The 12,970-nt window shown below is 73.2% G+C and carries 12 protein-coding genes and 1 pseudogene; 7 read left to right on the forward strand and 6 right to left on the reverse strand.

Going from position 1 to position 12,970, the window contains the following annotated elements:
* Nucleotides 1-483: hypothetical protein (locus tag ABZV94_RS35820; RefSeq protein ID WP_356348125.1), on the reverse strand; the 483-nt coding region annotated here is incomplete at its 3' end.
* Nucleotides 484-1,031: 548 nt separating this feature from the next.
* Here ABZV94_RS35820 and ABZV94_RS35825 point away from each other — a divergent pair.
* Nucleotides 1,032-1,184, forward strand: coding sequence for a hypothetical protein (locus tag ABZV94_RS35825; RefSeq protein ID WP_356348127.1), 153 nt, complete (start codon nucleotides 1,032-1,034; stop codon nucleotides 1,182-1,184).
* A gap of 163 nt (nucleotides 1,185-1,347) precedes the next feature.
* Here the strand turns inward: ABZV94_RS35825 and ABZV94_RS35830 are convergent, their stop codons facing one another.
* Nucleotides 1,348-2,211, reverse strand: coding sequence for an LLM class flavin-dependent oxidoreductase (locus ABZV94_RS35830; RefSeq protein ID WP_356348129.1), 864 nt, complete (start codon nucleotides 2,209-2,211; stop codon nucleotides 1,348-1,350).
* Between the two features lie 183 nt (nucleotides 2,212-2,394).
* Between ABZV94_RS35830 and ABZV94_RS35835 the strand changes: the two genes are divergently transcribed.
* The gene (locus ABZV94_RS35835) at nucleotides 2,395-4,833 is read left to right on the forward strand and encodes a SpoIIE family protein phosphatase (RefSeq protein WP_356348131.1); all 2,439 of its coding nucleotides are present in this window, start codon (nucleotides 2,395-2,397) and stop codon (nucleotides 4,831-4,833) included.
* 104 nt (nucleotides 4,834-4,937) lie between these two features.
* Here the strand turns inward: ABZV94_RS35835 and ABZV94_RS35840 are convergent, their stop codons facing one another.
* Nucleotides 4,938-5,858 (reverse strand): LysR substrate-binding domain-containing protein, encoded by a 921-nt coding sequence (locus ABZV94_RS35840; protein WP_356348133.1) that lies wholly within the window; start codon nucleotides 5,856-5,858, stop codon nucleotides 4,938-4,940.
* A 125-nt stretch (nucleotides 5,859-5,983) separates the two neighbouring features.
* Between ABZV94_RS35840 and ABZV94_RS35845 the strand changes: the two genes are divergently transcribed.
* Together ABZV94_RS35845 and ABZV94_RS35850 are read left to right on the forward strand one after the other, a co-directional pair.
* Nucleotides 5,984-7,099 (forward strand): diaminopropionate ammonia-lyase, encoded by a 1,116-nt coding sequence (locus tag ABZV94_RS35845; protein ID WP_356348135.1) that lies wholly within the window; start codon nucleotides 5,984-5,986, stop codon nucleotides 7,097-7,099.
* Between the two features lie 462 nt (nucleotides 7,100-7,561).
* The gene (locus ABZV94_RS35850; RefSeq protein WP_356348147.1) at nucleotides 7,562-8,104 is read left to right on the forward strand and encodes a GNAT family N-acetyltransferase; all 543 of its coding nucleotides are present in this window, start codon (nucleotides 7,562-7,564) and stop codon (nucleotides 8,102-8,104) included.
* A gap of 32 nt (nucleotides 8,105-8,136) precedes the next feature.
* Here the strand turns inward: ABZV94_RS35850 and ABZV94_RS35855 are convergent, their stop codons facing one another.
* The 3 genes from ABZV94_RS35855 to ABZV94_RS35865 form a co-directional block, all read right to left on the reverse strand.
* Complete coding sequence (locus ABZV94_RS35855; protein ID WP_356348137.1) at nucleotides 8,137-8,817, reverse strand: SMI1/KNR4 family protein; 681 nt, start codon at nucleotides 8,815-8,817, stop codon at nucleotides 8,137-8,139.
* A gap of 77 nt (nucleotides 8,818-8,894) precedes the next feature.
* Nucleotides 8,895-9,602: a hypothetical protein gene (locus tag ABZV94_RS35860; RefSeq protein WP_356348139.1), complete on the reverse strand. Its 708-nt coding sequence runs from the start codon at nucleotides 9,600-9,602 to the stop codon at nucleotides 8,895-8,897.
* 115 nt (nucleotides 9,603-9,717) lie between these two features.
* A complete protein-coding gene (locus tag ABZV94_RS35865) occupies nucleotides 9,718-10,485 on the reverse strand; it encodes a GNAT family N-acetyltransferase (protein ID WP_356348141.1) in 768 nt (255 codons plus the stop codon).
* A gap of 717 nt (nucleotides 10,486-11,202) precedes the next feature.
* Between ABZV94_RS35865 and ABZV94_RS35870 the strand changes: the two genes are divergently transcribed.
* The 3 genes and pseudogenes from ABZV94_RS35870 to ABZV94_RS35880 form a co-directional block, all read left to right on the forward strand.
* Nucleotides 11,203-11,754 carry a YciI family protein gene (locus tag ABZV94_RS35870; RefSeq protein ID WP_356348143.1) on the forward strand — a complete coding sequence of 184 codons (552 nt, stop codon included), beginning with the start codon at nucleotides 11,203-11,205 and terminating at the stop codon, nucleotides 11,752-11,754.
* Nucleotides 11,755-11,899: 145 nt separating this feature from the next.
* Nucleotides 11,900-12,637, forward strand: coding sequence for a flavodoxin family protein (locus ABZV94_RS35875; RefSeq protein ID WP_356348145.1), 738 nt, complete (start codon nucleotides 11,900-11,902; stop codon nucleotides 12,635-12,637).
* Nucleotides 12,638-12,719: 82 nt separating this feature from the next.
* Nucleotides 12,720-12,887 (forward strand): annotated as a pseudogene (locus ABZV94_RS35880) (HEAT repeat domain-containing protein); the annotation flags it as partial.
* Nucleotides 12,888-12,970: the final 83 nt, after the last annotated feature.

A 12,970-nucleotide genomic window follows, 5' to 3' on the forward strand; every position in this document is an offset into this window, starting at 1 on the left:
GCCGGGGCGGACGGCGGCGTGGCGCCGGCCCGGCCCGGGACCGTCGCCTGCCGCGAGCAGGTCGGCGACGGCTCCGGTGACGAAGGCGTAGACGGTCTTGTGCAGGACGTCGAGGACGAGTTCCCTACGGGGCCAGGTGGAAGGCGGAGCGCCCACACCGGTGGCGTTCTCCAGGATCTGGTCGTTCGTGAGGCGGACGACCGCGAACTTGGCGGAGGCGAGCGGTCCGCGCAGCCCCGCCTGGGCCATGACCGAGCGCAGCACGCCGAGCAGGGCGGCCTGGCCGTAGTGCATGGCCCAGTTGACCGGCGGCGGCTGCGCGCCGGGACGTTCGGGCAGTCCGGTCAGGCGCTGGAGCACGCGGGCGGGCACATGGGAGTCGGGCCGGCCGGTGAGGGCCTGCTCGGCCTTTTCCCCGAGCGTCATGACGACGCCACCGGCGATACCGGCGATCGAGCCCTGCCACAGCGCCCGCCTGATCATGCCGTGGCGAGTACCCGAGGGCCCGGCCCTCACTCGCCCACGGGCGGCCGACGGGATCTGCCCGCACGCCGGCTCGTCACGCCGCCCGCTGCCTGCCCGCGTGACAGGGCTGAGCAGGGCTGAGCAGACGGGGGTTCGGGTCATCGGTGGTACGGCCGCGGGCCGGCCGGAGCCTGTGCGCGCCGCGGGCGGGCCGCTGTCCGGCTTCTGCCGGGGGTCCGGGCGGGATCGGTGCCCGGCCGGTCCCGGTGGGGTCAGGGCGCCGGGAGGCGGAACAGTTCGTACGCGCCGACCGTCCGGAACCCCATGCGCCGGTAGACCCCGACGCCCGTTCTGCCGGCCTGGAGCGTGCCGGTCCGTAGACCGCGTTCCCGGTCGGCTCGCAGGGTTGCGGAGATCAGGGCCGTTGCGATGCCAGGGCCGACGCGACAGTTCGGACCGCAGGGAAACCCCGGACCCCCGGGAGGTGTGTGAGCTGCGGCATTGCCATCCGGAGCGACACGACACCACGATGAGGTGGTCGCGGACGTCGAGGAGAGCAGTTCCCCATGGCCGATCATGTGCACGTGCGGCTCAGTCAGGGACTGAGCGTGTCGGAACGAGGAGAACTCATCGAGCACTCCCGCTGCCGGTGCGGGGCCACATGGACGAAGGTGTTCGAGGTCGACGGCGAGGACCCGGACCGCCCGACCCCCTCCTGACGGACCCCGCGCGGTCCCTTCGGCCGCCCGCGGTCCGGGTGACCGACGGCGCCGCCTCACCTCCGAGTGGCAGCGGGCCGCATCGCCCCGGCCGACGTCATCGGCGCGCCGAGCGCCCGGCGGCGATCGGCGCCCGCCACGCCCTGCGTCCTGGACCGTCCGGTCAGATCACCGGCGGCCCCGCCTCGACGCGGCGCAGCACAGGGGGCAGACGGTCGAGGTCGGGGCCGGTCTGGAGCTGGCGCTCGTCCCACCAGGTGGCGCCGGCGTCGTGCAGCGGCCCGATCAGGTCCTTGGCCTTCGCCGGGTCCGCGGGCGTGGCACCGCCGAGCACGAACGCGAAGGGGCGGTCGTCCCCGGACGGGCGGTGCCTGCGGACGTAGCCGACCAGTTCCCGTACCTCCGCCACATCGGGGACATGCCCGTGCCGTGCCGTCTCGAAGAGGGGCACCGCGCCGTCCCACCGGGCGGCCCGCCGCATGGGCGGCCGACGCGGCCAGAACCCGCCGATCCACACCGGCGGCCCGGGCCGCTGCACGCTGCCGGGCAACAGCGTCACATCCCGGACCTCGTAGTGCCGGCCGTGGTGGTCCACCGGTTCACCGGACCAGAAACGCCGCAGCAAGTCCAGTCCCTCGTCCAGTCGCTCGGCGAGGAGGCGGGGCTCCGCGGCGTCGCCGAAGCTGCGGTACTCGTCCTCGATCGGACCGCCCAGCCCGGCGGCGAAGATCACCCGGCCGCCGCTGAGGTTGTCCAGGGTCGCCACCTGGCGGGCCAGTTGCTGCGGGCGGTAACGGGGGACCGGCGTCAGCAGGGTGCCGAGTCGGATGCGGGAGGTCGCCAGCGCGGCAGCGGTCAGCAGCATCCAGGGGTCCCCGAAGGGACGCCCCTGGTGCTGTCGGTGCAGGACGTGGTCCCAGACGAACAGCCCGTTCCAGCCGGCCTGTTCGGCCGCGACCGCCACGGTGGCGACGTTGCGGGGATCGGCGAAGTCGCCGAAGTTCGGGATGTTGATGGAGAAGTGCATCCCGGCAGGATGCGCAGCCGGGCACGAAAGGGCAATGGTCCCCTCGGCCGGACAAGGCCGTGTCCTGTTCATGCCCTTCCGGGCGCCCGTAGCATCCCGGCGCCGTCATGACAAGTCTGTACGCATTGGTGAAGTTTGAAGTAGCTTCGTGGCACTTAGGTCATCTGTCCTCAAGGTGATGATTTGGCGAGGCGCAAGCAGCAGGCCGAAGGTCTGCCGCTCCAAGAGTCCGTCCTGGCCGCCGCCCGCGCGGTGGCCCAGGGCGCGTCGCTGCTGTGCGCCCTGCTCGGCGCGGTGGGCCTGTCCGGGTGGATCTTCGGCATCGGTGTGCTGAAGAGTGCCCTGCCCGGCGGCACCCCGGTCATGAAGCCGAACACCGCCGTGGCTCTCCTCGCGGTGGGTCTTTCGCTGTTCCTGGCGGCTCGCGCGCCCACGACCCGGCGGGCGACCGCCGTGGCGCGCGCGGGCGCGGGCCTGGCCGCCCTGATCGGCGGGCTCACCCTGCTGGAGTACGCCACCGGGACCGGCCTCGGCATCGACCAGCTTCTCTTCAGGGACGACAGCGTGCGGCTGATGACGGGAGCGCCGGGGCGGATGGCCCCGAGCGTGGCCGCGGCGCTGATGCTCGGAGGCGCGGCGTCCCTGGGCCTGGGCATGCGCCGACTGCCCGCCTGGGCGAGCCAGATCACGGGCCTGTGCGTCCTCGGCCTGGGCCTGCTGCGTCTGTACGGGCTGGCCTACCACGCACCCGAGATGGAACGGTTCGGCGCCTACATGGCCCTGCCCACCGCACTGGCCCTGGTGCTGCTGGGCATCGCCGCGTTCCTGGCCCGGCCGGCCGAAGGCCCTGCGGGACTGCTGATGAACGCGGGCATCATGAGCCCGCTGGGGCGCCGCCTGGTCGCCACCAACCTGGTGGTCCCCCTGCTGCTGGGCTGGGGTGTCATGGCCGGTGAGAACACGGGGCTGTACGGGGGGCGGCTGGCCACGGCGCTGCTGGTGTGGGCGCACGCGGCCGTCTTCACCGTGGTCGTCTTCGCCGCCCTGCCCGTCGGCCGCCGAGTCGAGCTGGCACACGCCCGGGCCGAATGGCAGGTCCGCCAGAACGAACTGCTCCAGGCGTTCATGGACCACACGCCCGCGGCGGTGTTCATCACCGACCTCGACGGCCGCTTCCTGGCGGTCAACACCCGGTTCGAGGAGAACACCTGCCTGCCGTACGAACGGGTCGTGGGCCGGCGCGCCGAAGACGTCCTGCCGGCCGACCTGGCCCGGCACATGAGCTCCGGCGACTTCGCCGCGCCGGCGCGCGGCACCGCCGTACAGCGGGAGGAGCGGCTGCTCCTGCCGATAGGCCCTCGGGACGTCCTCACCACGATGTTCCCGCTCACCGATCCGGCCGACCGGCCCTACGCCGTCTGCGGCGTGGTCATCGACGTCACCGAACGCGTCGCGGCCCAGCGGGAGGTCCAGCGGTCCCACCAGCGGTTCCGCGCGCTGCTGGAGTCCGCACCCGACGCCACCCTGATCGCGGACGGCGACGGCACCATCGTCATGGCCAACGCCCAGGTGAAACGACTCTTCGGCCACAGGCCGGACGACCTCGTCGGCACGAAGGTCGCCGACCTGGTGCCCGGCGCGCGGCGCCGGCGGCACAGCGCGCTGCTGGGCGCGTACCTGCGCCGGCGCGATCCGCGGCCGATCGTGCTGGACCGGGACCTGTACGGGTTGCACCGCGACGGGGACGAGTTCCCCGTCGAGGTCAGCGTCAGCACCCTCCAGGCCGAGGACGAGGCGGTGATGTTCATGACCGTACGGGACATCACCGAACGCCGGCAGATCGAGGCGGAACGCGCCGGACGCTACGAGCAGCAGCGCCGCATCGCCTACACCCTGCAACACAGCCTCATGGGCGAGCCGCCCCGGCTGGCGAACCTGCCCAGCGCCCACCGCTACCTCGCGTCCGTCCGGGACCCCGGGGTGGGCGGCGACTGGTTCGACATCATCCCCCTCGACGCACACCGCACCGGCATCGTGATCGGCGACGTGATGGGCCGGGGCCTGGAAGCGGCGGCCGTCATGGGCCAGCTGCGCGCCGCCTCGCACGCGCTGGCCCGTACGGGCATACCGCCCAGCCGGCTCATGACCGGTCTCGACGCGTTCGTCAGCGACCTGGCGGACCAGCTCGTCACCTGCGTCTACCTGGTGATCGACCAGGAGGCCCACGAAGTCACCCTGTGCTCGGCCGGGCACATGCCGGTCATCACCCGCCCGCCTGGCGGGCCCGCCCGCCCGCTGCCCGCGCCGGTCGGTGTGCCGCTGGGCGTCAACGAGCTGTCCGGCGCCGCGGTGCCGTTCGAGGAGACGACCCAGCCGCTGCCCGCGGGCAGTACCGTCGCGCTCTTCACCGACGGACTGGTCGAAAGGCCCGGCACCGACATCGAGGCCCAGATCGACGTCCTCACCCGCACCCTCGACGGCGCGTGGAAGAACGCCCCCACGGATCCGGACACCCTCGACGCGACCGCGGCCCACCTGGTCGGCACCCTCATCCCGGACACGGCCACGCACGACGACGATGTCACGCTGCTGCTGCTCGGCCTGCCCGAGCGGGGGAAGTGACACCCGCGGTGTTCAGCGGCTCCCCGCGACGCGCCGTCGGAGCGTGCATCTCGACGGCGCAGGGCCGGGACCGGACTCGGCCGCACCCCGGGCAGCCGGCCCGCTCACGCCTGGTCGGAGCGCAGGTCGACGGCTCGGCGCAGGGCCTCCCGGCACGCCCGCACGGCGGGGTGCCGGCCGCGGCCGCGGCGTACGACGGTGAAGATGCGGCGCGTGCGCTGACCGCGGGGGAGCCGCCGCAGGGTGACGGTCGGGGACTGTCCGCTCCACACGAGGCCGGGCAGCAGGGCCGCGGCGTGCTTCTGCTCGACCAGACGGAGGTGGAGCAGCAGGTCGGCCGTCTCGAACCGCACGTCCGGTTCGAAGCCGGCGGTGCGGCACAGGGTCGTGGCCCAGTGCCGGGCGGCGGTGCCCTCGGGTTCCATCACCCAGGGGTGGTCGGCGAGTGAACGCAGCGCCGCCGTCGGGCCGTCGGCATCCCGTGTGCCGGCCGGTTCCGGCAGGGCGAGGTGCAGGGGGTCGTCGAGCAGGTCCTCCTGTTCGAGTCCGGTGGGCCGCGGGTTGGGGTTGCCGGGGTACTCCTCGGCGAGGACGAGGTCGAAGTCGCGCGCTTGCAGGGCGGGCAGGGCCTTCTCCGGTTCCATGTGCGTGACGTGGACGCGCAGACGCGGGTGCTCCTCACGCAGCAGGCCGAGCGCGGTCGGCACGAGGGCCAGGGCGGCTGTCTGGAACGAGGCGACGCGCAGCGTGCCGGTCAGCTCGGACAGCGAGGCGGCGATGTCCGCCTCGGCGCGTTCCAGGCGTTCGAGGACCGCTTCGGTGTGGGCGACGAGTATCTCGGCCTGCTCGGTCAGCCGTACCCGCCGCCCGACGGGTTCCAGCAACGGGACGCCGACCTCGGCCTCCAGCTGGGAGAGCTGCTGGGAGACGGAGGAGGGGGCGTAGGACAGGGCGGCGGCGACGGCGGCCAGGGTGCCGCGGTGCTTGAGTTCCCGGAGCAGGCGCAGTCGGTGCAGGTCGAACACGGGACGGCCGCCTTCCTCGCTCCCACGGCCATGCCGGCCGCTTGCCGATCGCTCGGTTTCTCCGATGACTACAGGTCGGAAACATGCGCTGGACCGATCGTAACCGGGTGCCCCACCCTGATGCTGTGCCTGACGACGCCCGCTCCGCCCGTACGCTGCCGTGGTTCGCGCGCTCCGGCGCCCGTGCCTGGCGGTGTGAACCCGCGCCGGCCGAGGTGCGGGCCTTCCACTTCTCGCTGCCCGACTACGCGCCCACCCCACTGACCGAACTCCCGTCGCGGGCGGACGCCTGGAGGGTCGGCCGGGTCTTCGTCAAGGACGAGTCGTGCCGACTGGGACTGCCCGCGTTCAAGGCCCTGGGCGCGTCCTGGGCGGTCCACCGCGTCCTGGCCGAGCGGGCGGCGCACGGCACCGGACCGGCCCCGGTCACCCTCGTGACCGCCACCGACGGCAACCACGGCCGCGCGGTGGCCCGCATGGCGCGCCGCCTCGGCCAGGAAGCCCACGTCTTCGTTCCGCAGGGCGTGCATCCGCGGGCGGTGGCGGCCATCGTCGAGGAAGGGGCGAAGGTCACGGAGGTCCCGGGGCCGTACGACGAGGCCGTGCGCCAGGCGGCCGAGGTGGCTGCCGCGCCGGATGCCGTCCTGGTCCAGGACACCGCGTGGCCGGGCTACGAACAGGTCCCGCGGTGGATCGTCGAGGGGTATTCCACCCTCTGCGCGGAGATCGACGAGCAGTTGACGGCCGCAGGGGTCGCCGAGGGCCCCGATCTCGTCTCCGTACCGGTGGGCGTGGGGTCTCTGGCACAGGCCGTGGTCACCCACTACCGCAGCCGCCCCTCCGGCCGTGCCCCGGCGCTGCTGTCGGTGGAGCCTGAGACCGCGCCGTGCGTTCTGGAGAGCCTCACCCTCGGCGCACCCGTCAGCGTCCCCACGGGGGAGACCGCCATGGCCGGGCTGAACTGCGGCACCCCGTCCAGCATCGCCTGGCCCCCTCTGCGCGACGGGCTGGACGCGGCGGTCGCCGTCGCGGACGCCGACAGCGCCCGCGCGGCCGGTGACCTGGCCGCTGCCGGCGTCTCTTCGGGCCCGTGCGGGGCCGCCTCGCTCGCCGGTGCGCACGCGGCGCTCACCGGCGCGGGGGCGCGGGAACGCCGTACGGCGCTGGGGCTGGGGCCGTCCTCGGTCGTCGTGCTGCTGAGCACCGAGGGCACCGCTGCCAACCCGCTGTCCACGTACTGACCCCTCTCATGGCCGCGCTCGGGGTCCTGGGGCTGCTCACCATCGCGCGCGGCCCGGACATGGCGGTGGTGACCCGGCGCGCGCCCGTGGCCGGCCCCGGGGACGGGCATCCCGGGCCATGACGCTCCTCGTGCTCCTCCACGGCACGCTCACCGTCGCCTGGCCGGGCAGTCACGTGCTTCTGGCTGTCCGGGGCCGGGCCGGTGCTCCAGAGGCCGCGGATCCGCCGTGCGCCCGGGCGGACCACGGGCGTCGCACTGATCGGCCTGGGCCTCGCGGTCGCCACCGCCTCCGGCTGACCAGCGCCCGCCGTCTCCGACTCCCCACTCAGGGACCGGCCCCGACCAGTCGCACCCGGACACGACCACCGCCGGCGGCGACCGCCTGTGGCAGTCCCGCGGACCTGTCGGAAAATGCCAGGTGACGGTGGCGGACAGTCCGTCCGTGATCCAGAATGACGGGATGGTCACGCTGGAGACTCCCCGTCTGATCCTGCGTCGCTGGCGTGCGGAAGACGTCGCGCCCATGGCCGCCATCAACGCCGACCCCGAGGTCATGCGGTGGATCCGTGACGGCAGCGTCCGCGACGAACAGCAGAGCCGCGACGGCATCCGGGCGTGGGAGAGAGAGTGGGAGTCGGCCGGCTTCGGCCTGTTCGCCGTGGAAGTCCGGGCCACCGGCGAGCTGGCCGGGTTCACCGGTCTCTCGGTGCCCCACTACCTCCCCGAGGTACTGCCGGCGGTCGAGGTCGGCTGGCGGCTCGGACGCGCCCACTGGGGGCGGGGCCTGGCCACCGAGGCCGCTGAGGCCGCCGTACGGTTCGGGTTCGAGGAGCGAGGGCTGGAGCGGATCGTCAGCATCACTCAAGCGGGCAACCACGCCTCCGAACGCATCACGGCCAAACTCGGGATGAGTCTGGTCCGTGAGACCGTCAATCCCTCCTACGGTCGGCGCGTACGGGTGTTCGCGTTGTCCTCGGACCAGTACGCCGCCACCGCTCGCTGACAGCCGCCGGCCGTCACCGCGACGCGCTCGGCCTACGGCATCGACAGAGCTGTGCGCTCGGCCTTCTCCAGCCAGTCGGTGTACCAGCGGGCGAACCTCACCGGCGCACCGTCCTCGTCGAGGAGCGGGGCGAGGTCGACGTCGTCCACCCGGCAGTCGGACCAGACCGTGCCGCGATGGCGGCCGCTGAGGATCAGCCACTCTCGTTGGGCGCAGCCCAGATGGGAGATCACGATCGCGCCGACGGTGCGCTCCGGCGCGAACATGACGGCCTCCCACCGCTCGTCCCACGCCTCGATGGCGTCGTCGAAGTCCTCGATGGCGTCGAAGTCCTCCTCCTCGGGACGCCGGGCAAGAAGATCGTCGACCAACCGCGGGTCCGGGCCCTGCTCGGGAAACGGCTCGGCGAGCCGCGACAGGTCGGCCATGTCCGCGCCGTCGCCCTCCCAACGCCAACGGCCCTGTACGCGCCGCACCGGGAAGAGACCGTAGGCGGGGCCGGCGCCGCCCGCGCCGACGTGGAGCAGGAAGGCCCGGTACTCCTCCGGCAGCCGCACGCCCGTCTGCGCTTCGAGTTCGGCGAGCTCGTCCTGGGTGAGCGGGTCCTCCAGGATCCACCGGTGCCCCAACGCCCCGAACACCTTGCCGCTCCCAGGCCCCGCGGCGGCCGTCTCGACCCGCTGCCGTACGTCCACCCACCACTGATCAGTCATGGGCAGAACATACGGGCCGCCACTGACAACCAGGGCACGGGGTGTCGCTCCGCCGGCGGCACGGCGGCCGGACCGGTTCAGTGCACGCGCTCACCGCACGCCGCGGGAAACAGGACGGCGCCGGGCGGCAGTTCGACCGGGCGCCGCCCCCTCACCCGCAGGCACGCTTCGAAAGAGCCCGGCACGGGCGGGTATTCGAGGGCAACCGCGTCCAGCGCGGCGATCTCACCGTCGACATGCAGTTCCCCCGCGTGCGCACCGGTCGGGAAACGGCCGGCCAGCGCCCCGAAGGCCGCCGTGTCACCGCCGTCGGCGACGCACTCGCGGATCTCGAAGCGCCAGTGCTCGGCCGCCTCCGCGAGAAGTGCCCTGCCCCGCTTGCCCAGTTCGGCGAGGAAAGCCGTGCGGGCACGCAGATGGCCGGCGATGGCACAGCAGATCGGGACCGCTGCGCCGTAGGACGTCGTCACCCGCGTGTACCCGGCGTGGGGGTAGGACGACAGGGCCTCGTCGACCAACCCCAACGCGGTGGCACGGGCCGCCGGGTGACCGTGCTGAGCGATGTCCAGGAGGAGGGGGGTGGCGACCACGGCCGCCGGAAACACCGCCGCGCTGTGTCCATGGACGATTCCGCCGCCGCCGAGGAGCGAGCCGGCCTCGGCCGCCTCCACCAGGTTGCCCGCTTCGGCGAGGGCTCGCAGACCGCGGGCCGCGCGAGCCGGTTCGTACCAGTCGGGATGGCCCGGTAGGGCGCCCCAGTCCACCACGTCGATCGCGTCCAGCACGACGGTATCCTCGCAGGCCGCCTGCCCACCGCGCGGGGACGTGACGTGAACAGGAGGTGTCACTCGGGCCGGCCACGGGGTTTCTCGGCCCGGGCAGCCCGCCGCCACCCGTGCCTCACCCTTCGAGGCGCATGTACAGACGCGTGCCGTGGGGCCGGTAGCCGACGCGTTCGTACACGCGGCGCGATCCCTCGCCCGCATACTCCAGCCAGACCGATCGCGCACCGCGGGAGAACATGACCCGGGTCAGCGCCGACGTGACCGAGGCGGCGACCCCGCGGCCACGAAAAGCCGGGCGGGTCCCCACACCCGCGAGCTCCGACGTGCCCACGGCCGGCGCGGAGCAGGAGGCCGCGCCGGCGCATCCGCCCTCGGGAGCCCGGACGAACCGGACGGCACCGCCGTTCTCCTGAGTGCGCCGCAGGCGGGCGGCGCCCTCCGCGGAGGGGGCGAAGTCACCGGCGAACGCCTCGGACAGGGCGGCGTCGATCGCCGCATAGTCCTCGTCCGTGCGCGGGCTCTCCACGCGGAGTCCGGCGCCAGAGCGGCCGCCGGCCGGTCGCGGGGCGAGCGTGGCGGGAGTGCAGACCATGTACGCGTGCACCGCCTCCGTGGTGAATCCCGCCCGGCGCAGTGCCGGATCCACGGCAGGAGCGGCCTGCGGAGCGAACTCCAGCCGGGGTGTGAGTCCGCGCTCGCGGAACGCTTCGATCAGCGCGGTGACGTCTCGGCCGGTCGGACGGATGCCGGGTACCGGGGTCGCGTAGTTGACGTAGGGGCTGGTCGTCGCCGGATCGAATCCCGCGACGAAGCCGCCGATCTCGACCGCTGCGGGGCGGCGGCGCAGGTTGGCGACGGTGAAGTTCTGGACGGCGATGTCCACGGTGATGTCCTCACTGGGGTACGGACGGAGCGCGCTGCCGCCGCGCGGGCGGACGGAGAACGCGCAGGCTGTCGTGCCGGCCGTAGCCGGCGGCCACCTTGCGAGCAGGGAGGCGGGGCGGTGGCTCGGCCACCGCGTCGTCGGGCCGCCGTGAGGAGGCGGAGGGGGCACCGGTGACCGCCGCCCCGGAGGGGGAACGGCTCAGTGCCGACGGCGGCCGCTGCGGGGCGCCGTGATCAATTGGCTTCAGTCCTTCACCGTGAGACGTACATGCCGAAAAGCTGGAGGGAGGCTGCCACATCGGTGAGGAGGAGGGCAAGCGGGAACGAGGAGCACCTCTCACCGCCCGTTCTGCACAGGCGAGATGCCCGAAGAGTACGGCGTGCGCCGCGGCCTGCCTCGGAATCGGCCGCGGCCCACGCCGCTCGGGGCCCTTCCCAGGGCCCGGTCCGAAGGGTGCCCCGCACCGGCGCCCGCACACGGGGCCGTCCGGGCGACGTCCGCCTCCCGGTTCCCTGCCGGCCAGGGGAGCCCGGTACGGGTTCCCTGGGTGCTCATGGGCGGTGCCAGCGCTTCAGGAGCGCTGTCTCGCCCTGGCCGGGCCGGCCAGTGGCCGCGGTTTGCGGCCACGGGCCGGGACCCGGGGGAGCAGGGTGCCGGGAGCCGGCGTCGGGAAACCCGCTCGACCTCGTGGCCTCCGCGACGGGATGCTTGGGCATGGAGTTCTTCTGTTACCACCGCGACCGGCCCGGCTCCCTGCTGCTGCGCGACGAACTGCGGGAAGCGCATTGGTCGTACATGGACCAGTACGCGAAGGAGATGATCGCCCGGGGCCCGACTCTGGCCGCCGACGGTGACACACCCACCGGCAGCGTGCACATCCTCGACCTGCCCGATCCCGCCGCTGCCCGCGCGTTCGCCTTCGACGAGCCGAACCACCAGGCCGGCGTCTACCGGGACGTGCTGCTGCGACGGTGGCACAACACGCTGGGGCGCACCATGGGGGACTTCCCCGGCGGCCGGACCGGCGGCAACCGGTACCTGGTGCTCGGGCTCGGCGCGGGGCAAGCCGCCGATCTCGCGGTTCCTTCCGACCGGGACGCGCTGATCGCCTACGGGCCGCTGCTGTCCGACAACGGTGCCACCTGGCTGGGCACGGCGGCGCTGGTCCGGGCGTCGGACCCGGACACGGCACGCGCCATCCTGACGGCGGTCCGGTACGACGACATCGAGGTGCACGACTGGCAGTTCGGCGGTCGCCCTTCCTAGCCGACGGCGTCCGCCGGCACAGGGCGTGGGGCGGTGCGGCCATTCGGAGGTGTTGCGGTGGCGCCTGCCGGGGGCGGCGCACAGGCTGGTCCGGACGTGGGCGCGCCGCCGTGCAGGGGTGGCGGCAGATTTCCGGGAGGACCGCATGACCGCTTCGTCGCCCCCCACCGAGACCCCTCCGGCCCGGTACGACGACCTGCGGGCCCTGGTGATCAACTGCACCCTCAAACGCTCGCCGGAGACGAGCAACACCCAGGGGCTGATCGACCGGAGCACCGGCATCATGGACGCCCAGGGCGTACGTGTCGACGTCGTCCGGGCGGTGGACCTCGACATCGCCACCGGTGTGTGGCCCGACATGAGGGAGCACGGCTGGGAGACGGACGCCTGGCCGGACCTGTACCGGCAGGTCATGGGGGCCGACATCCTCGTGCTGGCCGGACCGATCTGGCTGGGCGACAACAGCTCCGTGATGAAGAAGGTCATCGAACGCCTCTACGCCTGCTCCAGCCTGCTCAACGACGCCGGCCAGTACGCCTACTACGGCCGTGTCGGCGGCTGCCTGGTCACGGGGAACGAGGACGGCGTCAAGCACTGCGCCATGAACGTCCTCTACAGTCTCCAGCACCTGGGGTACACCATCCCCCCGCAGGCGGACGCGGGATGGATCGGTGAGGCGGGCCCGGGGCCCTCCTACCTCGACCCCGGCTCGGGCGGCCCGGAGAACGACTTCACCAACCGCAACACCACCTTCATGACCTGGAACCTGCTGCACCTGGCGCGGGCGCTGAAGGACCTGGGCGGCATCCCCGCCTACGGCAACCAGCGCACCGCGTGGGACGCGGGCTGCCGCCACGACTACGAGAATCCCGAGCACCGGTAGCCGTGGCCGGCCGCAGGCCGCCCCGCGCAGCCGCCGGCCACGCCGTCACGGCCCGCATGCCCCCCGCGGGCAGCGGCACCTCCTGTTTGACCTTGACACCGTGACAAGGTCTTCACTGCTGGCCCAGGAGGTGGTCTCGATGACGATTCCGGGACAGGACACGGACGCGGTGCGAGCGCTGCGGGGGTTGGCGGACAGCCGTTCGTCCGTACGGCTGCGGGCTGCTCTCGCGCTCGGTACGACGCCTGACAGTGAGGATGTACGTGAGCGTTCCCCGGCGGGGTCTGACCCAACGCCTGACTGACTCAGGGTCCTCAACGGGATCTGTCGGCT

Origin of the sequence: Streptomyces sp. NPDC004658, from assembly GCF_040609555.1 — a bacterium.
Taxonomy (GTDB): domain Bacteria; phylum Actinomycetota; class Actinomycetes; order Streptomycetales; family Streptomycetaceae; genus Streptomyces.